Origin of the sequence: Parabacteroides bouchesdurhonensis (genome assembly GCF_900186615.1) — a bacterium.
Classification (GTDB): domain Bacteria; phylum Bacteroidota; class Bacteroidia; order Bacteroidales; family Tannerellaceae; genus Parabacteroides; species Parabacteroides bouchesdurhonensis.
Genome location: NZ_LT896588.1, coordinates 2,520,899 through 2,534,536, shown reverse-complemented (window position 1 = coordinate 2,534,536; position 13,638 = coordinate 2,520,899). Strand labels below are relative to the sequence as shown.

Genomic DNA, 13,638 nt, shown 5'->3' with positions numbered 1-13,638 from the left:
CTCTTCCGCCATAAACGGGGACGGCAATAATGGTTAGCTCTTCTTCAATATTTTCGATATGCTCCGGAGCTTCATGTGTTATATCCGTTTCAAAAAAAGTGTCGGCCTCTAGTCCTTCGGCAATGGCATAGGCAATCTTTGCCGAGGTGTGGGTAGGAGAAAAGTAGATTAAGTGGACTTTGTTGTAATGCATGGCTGTTATTTTAAAGCATCCTCTATTTCTTTCATCAAACCGGCAAACTCTTCCTCGGTGTAGCCGGATGTAGCGGCTATCACTTTCCCATTCTTACCTATCAGGTAGCTGCGGGGAATCAGGCTCGTTGCAAACGCGCCATAGACGGCACGGTTTTTATCCGGATACAAAGGGAAGGTAAAGCCTTTCTTCTCATTATATTTGGCCAGTTCGGAATCGGAATGTTCACGGCCTATCACCAGCAGTTTGAACTTATCGTTATCCTTGTATTTAGGCCATAGTGTGCTTTGTATCTCAGCCAGTTCTTTTTGGCATGGAGGACACCAGGTAGCAAAAAAGTTCACCAGTACAACTTTGCCTTTGAGGGAGGATGAGCGGAGCTGGGTTCCGTCATCCGAAACGATTGTAAAAGCGGGCATCGTATCTCCAACTTTTACGATATCGCCGTTATTTTGCGCTCCGGCAGACAGGATGGACAGGAGCATGATACAGGATAGCAAGTACTTCTTCATAATCATTTGTCGTTTAATATTTAAGGCAAAGATACATTTTCCTGTGAGAATAAACGAGTGTGGCGGCGGTGTTTTTTAACGATATACAATTCCAGAGAGTCTGGAGTTATGCTTACAGAGAGTCTGGAGTTATAACTGCAGAGTGTCTGGAGTTATGCTTGCAGAGTGTCTGGAGTTATAACTCTCCAAGGTCTGGAATTATTCACATAAAGGCGTACCGGTTATAATCAAAAAGCGCCCATGGCAAAAGCCATAGACGCTTCAAACAAAAACAACAGGCAGTTTACCTGCCCTAACAACACTATTGCACACTTTGGGCCACATCGAAACCGGCCTTCAATGCCTTTAGGTTCATATTTACAATGTCTTCGCCCTTACGTCCAAAGATACGGCGGATGCCGTCTTCTATCTTATCGAAATCTATGCCTATAAACGGGGTGGCTGCTCCCAACATAACGATATTGGCAGCACGAACCGAGCCCGCCTCTTTGGCGATGGCTTCTACGTCGAGCACTACTTTATGAGGCAGTTTGTCCAACTCCGCATTCACCTTTTCCATATCCGGGTAGTTTGGGATGTTGACAAAGGGCTGTGAGTTGGTAACCAGCCAACCATCCTTTTTCAGGTATGGCAGATAGCGGAGTGCTTCCATCGGCTCTAAAGAGATAATCAAATCGGCTTGCCCGTGAGGTATCAAATCCGAAGCAATAGGCTGGTCGGAAAGTCGGAGGTTGGACTGTACATCTCCTCCGCGCTGGCTCATTCCGTGTACTTCCGCTTGTTTCATATACAAACCTTCTTTCAAAGCGGCTTCTCCAATAACAGCGGCAATAGAAAGGATACCTTGTCCTCCCACACCGGATAATATAATGTCGGTTTTCATTTCTTAGTAGCTTTTTTCTTTCTTGTTAATGTCTGGATACATTCACGGCGGGGTATCAATACGGATACGCCTTTATACTCAATCTCTTCACGAATGATATTCATCATCTCCTCGTAATTCTTTTTCAGAGGAATCATTACGCGGATATGGGCAGGGTCTACTCCTATTCCAGCACAGATGGATTCTATGCGTCCCGTGCCGGCCGAATCTTGGCCACCGGTCATGGCTGTGGTTTCATTGTCGGAGATAACGATGGTTATGTTCGTATCTTCGTTCACACAGTCCAGCAGCCCGGTCATCCCGGAATGGGTGAAGGTTGAATCGCCAATGACGGAAACAGCCGGGAACACTCCGGCGTCGGCAGCTCCTTTTGCCATTGTAATAGATGCTCCCATGTCTATGCAAGTATCAATCGCGCGGAAAGGAGGCAATGCTCCCAGTGTATAGCAACCGATGTCTCCAAACACTTTGGCGCCTTCATATCCGGCCAGCACTTCATTAAGAGCTTCGTACATATCACGGTGTCCGCATCCCTGGCATAACGCAGGCGGACGTTGTTCTACCACTTCCGGTATCGCATAGTAATCGTTGATCTTCTTGCCCAAAGCCTTGCCTACAGCATCGGGGGTAAGCTCGCCATCGCGCTGCAAAGTACCGTCCAGGCGTCCGTGCACCACGATGCATTTGCCAAGGAAGCCTTTCAGTTGTTCTTCCACAACGGGATAACCTTCTTCAAGCAGCAAGATTTCCTTGCATTCGTTGGCCATCTTCTCTATCTGCTTCTTCGGCAGCGGATACTGGCTGATCTTTAATACCGGATATTCAAATCCGTCCGGATAGTTCTCCGACAAGTAGTTAAAGGCGATGCCTGTAGCAATGATGCCTTTTTCTTTATTGGGGGCATCGTAATATACATTATATTCAGAGTTCTCGGAAGCCTCCGTAAAGACGGGCTGTGCGGCAAGCAACGTCTTAAAACGTTTGCGTGCGAGGGCCGGCAACAGGATAAAGCGTTGGCGACCGTCTTCGGGGCAGTTCATCTTATTTTGCGGCTTCATGGCGCGGGTAACTACTCCTGCGCGGGAATGAGCCATACGGGTGGTTATACGGACAAGGATGGGATAGCCCAGTTTCTCAGAGAGTTCAAATCCATGATAAACCATATCATAAGCCTCTTGCTGACTGGAAGGTTCCAGCATCGGGATCATCGCGAAATTACCATATACGCGATTATCCTGCTCGTTTTGTGAAGAATGCATTGAGGGGTCGTCGGCAGTGATAATTATCATACCTCCGTTAATGCCACTCATAGCTGCATTCATAAAGCAATCGGCAGCCACGTTCAGCCCTACGTGCTTCATACAGCATAATGAACGCTTCCCTGCGTAGCTCATACCTAAAGCTGCTTCCATGGCAGTCTTTTCATTAGCACTCCAACGGCAATGTATGCCTCTTTCCTTCGCAACCGGCGAACCTTGTATAAATTCGGTAATCTCTGTAGAAGGAGTTCCGGGATATGCATATACTCCCGACAAGCCCGCGTCAATAGCAGCCTGGGCAATGGCCTCATCTCCTAAAAATAGATGTTTCTCCATGTGTATGTAGTTTTCTTTATATAAACCATTTCTGTTATACGGACGTCAAAGATACATAATTCGTTGTACATAATTCTATCGAATCTTTCTTTTATTAAGTTCCGCCCGGTAACGGTTCGCGTTTCTGTTATGCTCCGCTAAGGTAACGGCAAAGTTATGCCGTCCGGAGAAATCTTCCTTTGCACACATATAAAGGTATTTATGCGGGGTATAATTCAATACGGCATCCAATCCTTTAATAGTGGGAATACGCAAAAGTCCGGGAGGCAACCCGGCATATTTATAGGTATTATAGGGAGATTCGACCTCCAAGTGTTCAAACAAGATACGCTGCAAGGCAAAGTTCCCCAAAGCGAATTTAATGGTAGGATCGGCCTGCAATGGTATTCCTTTATGCAAACGGTTCATGTAAAGCCCGGCAACTATCGGATATTCATCCGTAGCGGCGGTTTCCTCTTCTACGATAGAGGCAAGGATGGCAATCTCAATCGGGCTCAGGCCTGTTTTCGCGGCTTTCTCTAACCGCTGTTCAGTCCAGAAGGATTTATACTCGCGAAGCATACGCTGCATAAAGTTCTCTGCCGATATATTCCAATATACTTCATACGTATTTGGAATGAACAAAGCCATTATTGTCCCGGTAGTAAATCCCAAAGAGGCACAGTAGGAGGAATCATTAAGAAGTTGCAATAATTCATCTTTATCAAACATTAATTGTTCGCTTATCCGCTCTGCCAAATCAGTCTTCAAACGAATATTATTAAATGTAATACGCGTTGTAGCCTGTTGCCCCCTGCGAAGGTTTCTTAACAAAGAGAGATTATTCATCCCGGGAGTTACAGCATATCTACCGGTCTTCATATTGGAAGGGTATTTCACTATTTTCGCTAATTGCTTAAAGTTCTTTATATGTAAACAAGCAGCAGAATCTTTTAGCTGAGTACATAAGTCTTCAAAATCCTTTTGCCTGTCAATATAAACATATACGGTTTTCTCCGGCATAAAATTAGGGGCCCATAATAAACGATATCCTCCAATCCCTATTCCTATCAATAACAGGACTATTATAAGAGTTATATACTTTATTATTACTATTTTCTTGTTCATACTGTCAAAATAAGCTACTGAGTATCAGAATAAGCCACAAAAGTAGCATCTTTTTCCTTAAAAATACACTACTAAAGCCTTGCATATTAAAAAACATACATCTATCTTTGCAACGCATTTCAGGGAAATAAGCACAGAACACATGGAAGTGTGGGTGAGTGGCTGAAACCACCAGTTTGCTAAACTGACGTACGGGTAACTGTACCGGGGGTTCGAATCCCCCCGCTTCCGCATAAGGCTGCCAATCTAATGATTGGCGGCCTTATTTGTTTTAAGGACATTATAATAGAAACTGAACATATGACCATTCTAATTGTTATAGTAGTATGATTAACATATCGCATCTATGATAGCTGCACATATCCGTATATATTCAAATAATAAGGTCTCTTTCAGAAGACAGGAGGAGATAATTAAGAGTTTTGCCCAGTCAAAAGAACTTACCATTGATAAATGGTATAAAGATATGGGCAATAAAATCCGTACCAATAACCAAATAGAAAATATCATTAAAGCTTTAAAGGCAGGTGATACTCTAATTATAGCCGACATTTCGCGTCTGAGCAGGAAGTTGGTGGGTGTCATGCACCTGTTAACAATGTGTATTGAACGTAAAATAACCCTTTATTCTGCGACAGAAGGATATACATTCCAAGACGATATAAATAGCAAGACTTTTGCATTCACATTTTGTTTGGTTGCCGAAATAGAGCGCAAGCTCATTTCCGTACGTACAAAAGAAGCACTTGCCTTAACAAGGAGCAAAGGCGTGAAACTAGGCAGACCGTCAGGAAGCCAGCAAATAAAACTTTTATTACCCCATAAAGAAGAAATAGAACAAGAGATTAAGGACGAGAATGTCACATATTCCGAATTAGCAGAGCATTACAAAGTCTCTCTCAGCAGCATGAAACGCTTCATCAAAGAATATATAACAGATATTAATTGATTGAATCCAAATAATAAAACCTGCATTAATCCTATCTAAGACTAATGCAGGTTATTTTCTAATATTCTTAACGGTTATTTCTCTATTCGTATACGTGCATCTACGGCAAATAAACCGTTATCCGTTGCTAACAGCGGATTTATATCCATCTCTTTTATCTCGCTGGCAAAACGGAGCAATGTAGACAGGCGTACAATAATATCGGCATACTGTTGTTCATCTATCCCTTTCTGGCCACGAGTACCTTTTATGATAGGATAGCCACGCAAAGAATGAATCATTGAGTATGTTTCGTCGTATGACAACGGAGACAAACCATATGAAACATCTTTCAATACTTCAACAAAGATACCGCCCAAACCACATAACACTACATGACCAAAACGATCTTCATATTTAGCCCCTAAGAAAAGTTCCTGCCCTTTCAACATAGGCTGCACCATAATAGCCTCCACTCCGGGCAAACGCATCATCCGCTCATATTCAAACAACAAATGTTCGTCACAACGTATATTCAAGGCAACGCCTCCCATATCACTCTTATGAACCGGACCTACAACCTTAGCAACAACAGGATACTTCACTTTCCTGGCAAAAGCAAGCAACTCGTCCTTATCGGTAGAAGTAAACTCTTCCACCAACGGAATATTAGCGGCTCTCAATAATATACGAACTTCTTCCGAGTTCAAATAACCACTACCCGACAAACGGTCTATAATGCGACGAACCTCCGGAACATCCACACCATATAACTGGATATCCATACTGGCTGGCTTAGGCGTATTTATAACACGTGAAAGAGCTGTTCCCAAGGTTACTTCGTCGGAGAAGTTAACATGCCCCTTTTTCACAAAACTCTTTACTTCCGGACCGGCCGTTACTATAGATGGTAAAATAGGAAAGATAGGCTTTTTACATTCTTCCATCTTTTTATGCAACACTTCATATGTATCATAAAGCTTAACAAGGCCCGGACTACCGAATATAACCACTATTAAGTCTATATCCTCAAACTTATTCTCGCAATAATCAATAGCCGTTGCCAAATGCTCTGGTGTGCCTGTTCCGATTATATCAATCGGATTTCCTACCGCTGCTCCCGGATATAACTTAGACTTCAGCTCATCCGCTATCGGGCCTTCCAGGTTAGGAACATTGATCCGTCCTTTAGACAATGCATCCGCCAACATAACGGCCGGACCTCCGGCATGTGTCACGATCGCACAATTTTTACCTTTTACTTCTTTCAAGGTAAATATACTGGCTACCGTAGTCAATTCCTCACGGCTGAAACAACGTACAATACCCGCCTTACGGAACAAAGCCTCAACAGCCGAATCCGAATTGGCAATCGCTCCCGTATGAGAAGAGGCAGCCCGCTTACCGGACTCTGTACTACCTGCTTTAATGGCAGCAATCTTGCATCCTTTATGTATCAGCGAAGAAGCATGGTATAATAGTTTATCGGGATTCTTTATTTGCTCGATATAAAGCATCTTTATTTTAGAATCCAATACCGGATCAAAATTACGGTCCATGTATTCCAGAATCTCTTCCACTCCGTTCTGCTTTGAGTTACCCACCGACCAGACAGAAGAAAACCGAAGTCCTTTTGTTAGAGCAGACTCTATAATAAACAAGGCTGTTCCACCAGAGCTGGATATAAAGTCCACCCCATCAGGATGAAACTCAGGAATAGGCTGGGTGAAAACCCCATGGTAATTCATATTCATCACACCGATACAATTAGGGCCTATCAACGACGCATTCGCTCCATTCACAATATCAAGCATCTGTTGTTCCAATATAGCGCCGTCATGCGTTTCTTCCCCAAAACCTGCCGATATGACAATAAAAGCCTTTACTCCTTTTTCCTTAACCAAGACTTCCATTACCTCCGGACAAGATTTACTGGGAATAGAAATAATAGCTAGCTCCGTATCCGGAATATCACGTACAGAGGGATACGATTTTACTCCTTGTACATCCGTTTCTTTTGCATTTACCACATACAAATCGCCTTTGTATTTACCATCCAGCAAGTTGCGAACCAAGCGGCCGCCTGGCTTATGTACATTATTAGAGCCTCCCACCACTACGATGCTTTGAGGATTAATTAATTCTCGGTTAATCATAACAATTTGATTAAAATAGATTCAATGAACGGAAACAAATATAGTTTATTTTCCTCTTTTACATCAAATCCGGGGTAATTTATTTACACTTTGCACATTCGAAAAGAAGCCATTCACACCATTTATCCATTCCTTCGCCTTGCGTTGCCGATACTTCAAATACCTGCAGGTGATGATTTACTTTCAGAGCATTCTCCTTCAAAACTCCCACATCCGTATTCAGGTAAGGCGTCAAATCAATCTTGTTGATTATACAAATATCGGCGCCATAAAATATATGCGGATATTTCAACGGCTTATCATCTCCTTCCGTTGTACTGACTATCACAACCTTCTTTGCCTCTCCTAAATCAAACATAGCCGGGCATACCAAATTGCCTACATTCTCAATAAAAAGAATAGAATCATCCTCAGGAGCTAAATGTTTAACCGCATGATTTACCATCGACGCTTCCAGATGACAGCCTGTTCCGGTATTTACCTGAAACACCGGAACACCCAATGCTGCAATCCTGTTGGCATCATTAGATGTTTGCTGGTCGCCTTCAATCACATAAACAGCCTGTTTACCTTTAAGCCGGCGAATGGTTTCTTCCAGCAACGTTGTCTTACCCGAACCCGGCGAACTCATCAAATTCAATACAAACAGATTCTTCGCGTCAAAATAACCTCTGTTTCGTTCTGCCAATAAATTATTACGTTGAAGAATATCTTGCTCTACATCTATTACCGTAGAGCCATCATGGTGATGATGTTCGTGTTCATGAGGATGAGTATGTTCATGTCCATGCTCATGTGAATGATGATGCTCTCCGCATCCGCAAGTTCCACACATATGTTTCGTTTTTTATGGTTACAAACTCTCTTATTATTTAATAACAATCGATTTGACACGAAGTTCTTTACCTTTCACAATATCTATTAACCAGGAACCACAACTCGGGCATGGAGCAAATAACTCATTCGTAACAAATTCTGTTCCACAATCGCTGCAACGTCCTTTACCTTCTATATAGCGGCGTACAATCCGGGCATTGCGGAGCATAGTCCCTTTCATGGCACTTTCAAGGGCGAAGTCCAGAGTTTGCAACTCTACTCCCGCCAGCCGGCCTATTTCCAGTTCCAGCTCTTCTATTTCCAAAGCATGCCTTTCACGTGCCTTTTCTTCCGCCAGTTCTATGATACTTTGTGCTATTGATAGTTCGTGCATAGTTACAAATGTAAGTGGAATATCCATAGGATACAATATTCATATTATAGAATTTATCTATCTAACAATTACTTGTCAGGTATTGTTAAACATCCGCGATGCGGCGATAGCCAGTTGTCCTACAGCAATACCGCTGTCATTACAGGGAACTGCCGAAGGGACATATAACGTAACATCTGTTTCCGAAAACATCTTTTGCAAAGATTCCGTAAGGAATTTATTTTGAAAACAGCCTCCTGAAACAACCACCTTCGTTACGTTATTCTTCTGCAACAATTGAAATATTTTCTCTTTACACAATGCAGCCAGCGTATGATGAAAGCGAGCCGAGATAATTCCCGGAGGAATACCGCTTGCCATATCATGCAATATCTTTTCAAACATAAAACGTATATTAACAGCTTCTCCATCCTCAAGAGTGAAAGGATAAGATTCCCATTCTCCTTCGGTTATAGCCTGTTCCAATAGAATGGGAGCTTCGGCCTGTCTTGTAGCCACATCGCAAATACCCAACAAAGAGGCAACAGCATCAAACAAACGACCCGCACTGGATGTATAAGGCGTATTTATTTTCTTTTCCATCATTTGCCGTAGCATTTGTATTTTCTCCTTCTCTATCCTTTCCACAAAACAATCCGGCAAGCTCAAACCATAATGCCATAAATAAGCAACCGCCATACGCCAAGGTTCTACGGAAGCCTTATCTCCGCCCGGCAAAGGCACCGGTTCAATATACGCCAGGCGGGTATATCGCATGCGGTCGCAAAGGAAAAACTCACCACCCCATACTGTTCCATCATCGCCCAATCCCGTTCCATCCATCACAACAGCGAGAACCGGTTCTTGCAGACCGTACTCCAACATACAAGCCACTGCATGCGCATGGTGGTGTTGTACTTTCAGCAAAGGCAATTTGTTCTCTTTTGCTATACGTTCCGCCTCACGGGAAGAAAGATAATCGGGATGAAGATCACAAACCAATTGCCCGGGAACGAAACGGAACAGACGCTGAAACCGCTCCAACGATTCCGTATAAAAATGATACGTTTCCCAATTCTTCAAATCGCCTATATATTGGCTTTGCAAAACAGTCTCCCCTTTTCCCAAAGCAAATGTATTCACTTTTTCAGCTCCAAAAGCCCAAATACCTTCTACCGGAGTATCCGCAAAGAAAGGTTCGGGCACATATCCTCTTGAACGGCGTATCAAGCAGGGCTGCATGCCACAAACCTGCAAAACGGAATCGTCCACTCTATTATAAATATCCCTGTTATGATGCAAGATAAGAGATACTTTATCCTTCAACTGCCGCTCCGCTTCATCGGGAGCAATAACGATAGGGACTTCACTCAGATTGCCGCTTGTCATTACCAAAGCAGGCGTGTTTAAACGGGCAAACCAATCATAATGTATCGGCATATAAGGCAACATACATCCTAACGTCCGCATACCGGGATTCAAACTTTCCGCCAACGGCATCTTCTCTAAATCCTTTCTCTGCCGCAACAACACAATAGGACGACGCCATGAAGACAAACAAGCCTCTTCAACCGAATTAACCTCCGCGTACATTTTCACGGCATCCAAATCACGGATCATAACGGCAAACGGTTTATTGTCGCGTTGCTTTATCTCACGAAGCCGGCGTACAGCCTGCTCGTTCAAGGCATCACAAACCAGATGATAGCCGCCTATTCCTTTTGCCGCAATCACATGACCTCCGGCTATTAAACGGGAAGTCGATTCCAACAGCAAAGCATAATCCGTACAAACCCTTCCTTGATAACTCGCATAATAGGTAGGGCCACAATGATTACAAGCTACCGGCTGAGCATGAAAACGCCGGTTCGCCACATCCTGATATTCCCTACTGCAATCCGGGCACATCGGGAAAACGGACATTGTAGTCTGCCTTCTATCATAAGGCAAATCTTGAATAATAGAGAAACGAGGACCGCAACAGGTACAATTAACGAAAGGATACTGTATACGCGCAGGCTGCTCTTCCCTATCCTTCATGCATTCCGGACAAACCGCTATATCAGGGGAAACCTGTGTCACCTCATTCGAAACGGAATGACTTGGCACAATACGGAAGTCTGTAAATAAAAAGTCCGCCTCTTCTTCCTCTTCAATAATACGGTGAACGGATGACACGGGCGGATGTTCTTTAAGAATACGATTAATAAAGAGGTCTTTCTGTCCATCATCCAGACAAGCACGGATACAAACGCCATCATTACGGTTATCCACCTCACCTTTTATCTGCATTTCTGTTGCCAGCCTGTAGATAAAAGGGCGAAAGCCAACACCTTGCACCAAGCCTTGAATATGTATAACCGTTATCTTTACCTTCTCCATAAAAGCAAAGATAGCTTATTTTACTGTCGGGCACAGTTTCTTTTACGAATAAAGTTCCCACAAATTAATAGGCTGACACTGGTCGGCCTATAAGCCGACAGCAGTCAACCCATAAGCCGACCTGTGTCAATCTATAGACCGACAGCTGTCGGCTTATTAAAATATAGGAACTAAACGGATAAAACCAAAGGTACTCTGAACAAAATAGTCGGGAACTTTCAAATATATTCCTTGCATCAAATCAATTTACCGATATAAATTGTTATATTTGAAAGCCTGTATAACAACAAAAATCATCTTAATATGTGTTTGGCAGTCCCGGGTAAAATAACAAGCATCGACCATAGTATAGAAGATATGACCATGGCAAAAGTAGATTTTGGAGGTATAATTAAGAATATCTGCGTGCAATGGGTTGATGTGAAAGAAGGTGATTATATTCTGGCTCACGCGGGTATGGCCATTTCCGTTGTGGATACGATAGAAGCCGAACAAACATTAAACGACCTTAAACAGCTTTCTTTTTGACTGCTGACGTATTTATTACATGAAATACATAGACGAATACAGGAACAAAGAACAAGTACAGGCACTTATCCGTGCCATCCGTCAGACGGTAACGCGTACATGGCATATCATGGAAATATGCGGAGGACAAACCCATGCGATAGCTCGTTACCGTTTGGAAGACATGTTGCCTCCCGAGATACAGTTGCTCCACGGGCCTGGCTGTCCTGTATGCGTCACTCCGGTTGAAATTATTGATCAAGCGTTGACACTTGCCCGCAGGCCGGATGTTATTTTCACATCTTTCGGCGATATGATGCGTGTACCGGGAAGTAAAAAAGATTTACTGCAAGTAAAAGCAAAAGGCGGAGATATCCGGATGCTTTATTCTCCCTTAGATGCCGTAACCCTGGCAGAAGAAAACCCCGATAAAGAAGTCGTCTTTTTCGCCATCGGGTTTGAAACCACAGCGCCTGTACACTTAATGGCATTGAAAGAAGCCATCCGCAAAGGGTTAAATAACTTTACGCTTCTCACCTCTTTATTTACCGTACCGCCGGCCATCGAGGCTATTTTATCGGACAAAGGTTGTAAGGTTGACGGTTTTCTAACAGCCGGTCATGTCTGTGCCATTACAGGAAATGGAGCTTATCGTCAATTGGCAGAACGCTATAAAACACCGATGGTTGTAACCGGATTCGAGCCGGTAGACTTATTATATGGCATCTACCGTTGTATTTGCCAGCTGGAAGCCGGTATATATAATGTAGAAAACGCGTATAAACGGGCAGTACCTGAACATGGAAACATTCCGGCATGCATCCTGATGGACGAAATGTTGGAATCTTGTGATATCGAATGGCGTGGAATCGGGGTTATTCCGAATAGCGGCAAACAGCTCCGGACGGCATTCAAAAAGTATTCTTCCCGAGAGAAATTTAAATTTCTTCCGAAAGAAATCCGAATTTCTTCCGAATGTATTGCCGGGGAAATTATGAAAGGACGCAAACAACCACGCGATTGCCCGTATTTCGGGACGACATGCCATCCGGAGCATCCGATAGGCGCTCCGATGGTTTCATCGGAAGGTGTATGCGCCGCATATTACAAATACAAATAAGAATAAACAAGATATGGAAATGAATTGCCCGATCCCTTTTTCCGATTCCGATTGTGTACTGCTGTCTCATGGTGGCGGAGGAAGAATGACACATCAATTAATCAGCCGTATTTTCTATCCGGCCTTTCGCAATCCTTTGCTGGAACAAGACCATGATGGCTGCGTCTTTACTGTTGATGCCGGACGGATGGCTTATTCTACCGATTCTTTTGTGGTCGACCCGATTTTCTTCCCCGGAGGAGATATAGGCGACTTGGCTGTAAACGGGACGGTAAACGATCTGGCATGCTGCGGCGCTACTCCACTTTACCTGACTGCCGGATTTATTCTTGAAGAAGGATTGCCTTTAAAGGACTTGGAACGCATCGTACAGTCTATGAAACGAGCAGCCGACAAAGCAGGCGTGCAGATTGTAGCCGGAGATACAAAGGTGGTAGAACGGGGCAAATGCGACAAGTTATTTATTAACACAAGCGGTGTAGGCATTGTACTTCCGGGTATTTATATTGCCCCTTCACTGGCTAAAGAGGGAGATGTGGTAATATGCAGCGGAGCTATCGGAACACATGGCATTACTATTCTTTCCGCCCGTGAAAGTCTTGGATTTGAAACGAATCTGAGGAGTGACACTGCCTCTTTAAACAATATGATTTCTGAGTTGTTCAATTATATTGACGAAATACACGTCTTACGCGACCCTACACGTGGCGGCGTAAGCGGTACGCTGAATGAAATAGCCCAAGCCGCCAATGCGGAGATTATCCTGGACGAAGCCTCTCTTCCCATTCCGGAAGAGGTACAAGCAGCTTCCGACATATTGGGATTAGACCCGCTTTACGTTGCCAACGAAGGACTTGTTTTGGTTATTTTACCGGAGAAAGAAGCAGGAAAGGCTCTGTCTGTCATGCAACGCTTTGCCGAAGGAAAGCAAGCTACTGTCATCGGTCATGTGTCTTCATGCGGGAAAGCCCTTGTGAAGATGAAAACGATATACGGGAATTACCGCGTCATCGATATGCTCAGCGGAGAACAATTGCCCCGTATATGCTAGCGAAAGCACAAACGA

At 43.7% G+C, this 13,638-nt stretch carries 12 protein-coding genes, 1 tRNA gene and 1 pseudogene; 5 read left to right on the top strand and 9 right to left on the bottom strand.

Annotated elements, in window-relative coordinates:
* The 5 genes and pseudogenes from C1721_RS10915 to mltG all read right to left on the bottom strand — a co-directional run.
* Positions 1-193, bottom strand: a pseudogene (locus C1721_RS10915) (flavodoxin family protein); the annotation flags it as partial.
* A gap of 5 nt (positions 194-198) precedes the next feature.
* Positions 199-705 carry a TlpA family protein disulfide reductase gene (locus C1721_RS10910; RefSeq protein ID WP_102409418.1) on the bottom strand — a complete coding sequence of 169 codons (507 nt, stop codon included), beginning with the start codon at positions 703-705 and terminating at the stop codon, positions 199-201.
* A 301-nt stretch (positions 706-1,006) separates the two neighbouring features.
* A complete protein-coding gene (locus C1721_RS10905; RefSeq protein ID WP_102408372.1) occupies positions 1,007-1,588 on the bottom strand; it encodes an indolepyruvate oxidoreductase subunit beta in 582 nt (193 codons plus the stop codon).
* Positions 1,585-3,183: a thiamine pyrophosphate-dependent enzyme gene (locus tag C1721_RS10900; RefSeq protein ID WP_102408371.1), complete on the bottom strand. Its 1,599-nt coding sequence runs from the start codon at positions 3,181-3,183 to the stop codon at positions 1,585-1,587. Before C1721_RS10900 ends, C1721_RS10905 begins: the two co-directional genes overlap by 4 nt.
* Before the next feature lie 75 nt (positions 3,184-3,258).
* A complete protein-coding gene (gene mltG / locus C1721_RS10895; RefSeq protein ID WP_102408370.1) occupies positions 3,259-4,290 on the bottom strand; it encodes an endolytic transglycosylase MltG in 1,032 nt (343 codons plus the stop codon).
* A gap of 144 nt (positions 4,291-4,434) precedes the next feature.
* Here mltG and C1721_RS10890 point away from each other — a divergent pair.
* Together C1721_RS10890 and C1721_RS10885 are read left to right on the top strand one after the other, a co-directional pair.
* Positions 4,435-4,521 (top strand) — tRNA-Ser (locus C1721_RS10890).
* Between the two features lie 115 nt (positions 4,522-4,636).
* Positions 4,637-5,239, top strand: a complete 603-nt coding sequence (locus C1721_RS10885; RefSeq protein ID WP_102408369.1) for a recombinase family protein — start codon at positions 4,637-4,639, stop codon at positions 5,237-5,239.
* Between the two features lie 74 nt (positions 5,240-5,313).
* On the opposite strand, the gene C1721_RS10880 is transcribed toward C1721_RS10885, so the two are convergent.
* The 4 genes from C1721_RS10880 to hypF form a co-directional block, all read right to left on the bottom strand.
* Positions 5,314-7,374 carry an acetate--CoA ligase family protein gene (locus tag C1721_RS10880; RefSeq protein ID WP_102408368.1) on the bottom strand — a complete coding sequence of 687 codons (2,061 nt, stop codon included), beginning with the start codon at positions 7,372-7,374 and terminating at the stop codon, positions 5,314-5,316.
* A 79-nt stretch (positions 7,375-7,453) separates the two neighbouring features.
* Complete coding sequence (gene hypB / locus C1721_RS10875; RefSeq protein ID WP_102408367.1) at positions 7,454-8,209, bottom strand: hydrogenase nickel incorporation protein HypB; 756 nt, start codon at positions 8,207-8,209, stop codon at positions 7,454-7,456.
* 33 nt (positions 8,210-8,242) lie between these two features.
* Positions 8,243-8,584: a hydrogenase maturation nickel metallochaperone HypA gene (gene hypA, locus C1721_RS10870; RefSeq protein WP_102409416.1), complete on the bottom strand. Its 342-nt coding sequence runs from the start codon at positions 8,582-8,584 to the stop codon at positions 8,243-8,245.
* A gap of 75 nt (positions 8,585-8,659) precedes the next feature.
* A complete protein-coding gene (hypF, locus tag C1721_RS10865) occupies positions 8,660-10,945 on the bottom strand; it encodes a carbamoyltransferase HypF (RefSeq protein WP_102408366.1) in 2,286 nt (761 codons plus the stop codon).
* A 303-nt stretch (positions 10,946-11,248) separates the two neighbouring features.
* Between hypF and C1721_RS10860 the strand changes: the two genes are divergently transcribed.
* From C1721_RS10860 to hypE, 3 genes are read left to right on the top strand one after another with little or no spacing between them, the layout of a single operon-like run.
* Positions 11,249-11,473, top strand: a complete 225-nt coding sequence (locus C1721_RS10860; protein WP_102408365.1) for a HypC/HybG/HupF family hydrogenase formation chaperone — start codon at positions 11,249-11,251, stop codon at positions 11,471-11,473.
* Between the two features lie 19 nt (positions 11,474-11,492).
* Positions 11,493-12,572 carry a hydrogenase formation protein HypD gene (hypD, locus tag C1721_RS10855; RefSeq protein WP_102408364.1) on the top strand — a complete coding sequence of 360 codons (1,080 nt, stop codon included), beginning with the start codon at positions 11,493-11,495 and terminating at the stop codon, positions 12,570-12,572.
* Positions 12,573-12,585: 13 nt separating this feature from the next.
* Complete coding sequence (hypE, locus tag C1721_RS10850; RefSeq protein WP_102409415.1) at positions 12,586-13,623, top strand: hydrogenase expression/formation protein HypE; 1,038 nt, start codon at positions 12,586-12,588, stop codon at positions 13,621-13,623.
* The last annotated feature ends 15 nt before the right edge of the window (positions 13,624-13,638 follow it).

Coding starts and splice junctions, on each gene's coding strand:
- hypA (WP_102409416.1), bottom strand. CDS start 8,584: ATGCACGAACTATCAATAGCACAAAGTATCATAGAACTGGCGGAAGAA.
- C1721_RS10860 (WP_102408365.1), top strand. CDS start 11,249: ATGTGTTTGGCAGTCCCGGGTAAAATAACAAGCATCGACCATAGTATA.
- C1721_RS10900 (WP_102408371.1), bottom strand. CDS start 3,183: ATGGAGAAACATCTATTTTTAGGAGATGAGGCCATTGCCCAGGCTGCT.
- C1721_RS10910 (WP_102409418.1), bottom strand. CDS start 705: ATGAAGAAGTACTTGCTATCCTGTATCATGCTCCTGTCCATCCTGTCT.
- C1721_RS10905 (WP_102408372.1), bottom strand. CDS start 1,588: ATGAAAACCGACATTATATTATCCGGTGTGGGAGGACAAGGTATCCTT.
- C1721_RS10880 (WP_102408368.1), bottom strand. CDS start 7,374: ATGATTAACCGAGAATTAATTAATCCTCAAAGCATCGTAGTGGTGGGA.
- hypB (WP_102408367.1), bottom strand. CDS start 8,209: ATGTGTGGAACTTGCGGATGCGGAGAGCATCATCATTCACATGAGCAT.
- mltG (WP_102408370.1), bottom strand. CDS start 4,290: ATGAACAAGAAAATAGTAATAATAAAGTATATAACTCTTATAATAGTC.
- hypE (WP_102409415.1), top strand. CDS start 12,586: ATGGAAATGAATTGCCCGATCCCTTTTTCCGATTCCGATTGTGTACTG.
- hypF (WP_102408366.1), bottom strand. CDS start 10,945: ATGGAGAAGGTAAAGATAACGGTTATACATATTCAAGGCTTGGTGCAA.
- C1721_RS10885 (WP_102408369.1), top strand. CDS start 4,637: ATGATAGCTGCACATATCCGTATATATTCAAATAATAAGGTCTCTTTC.
- hypD (WP_102408364.1), top strand. CDS start 11,493: ATGAAATACATAGACGAATACAGGAACAAAGAACAAGTACAGGCACTT.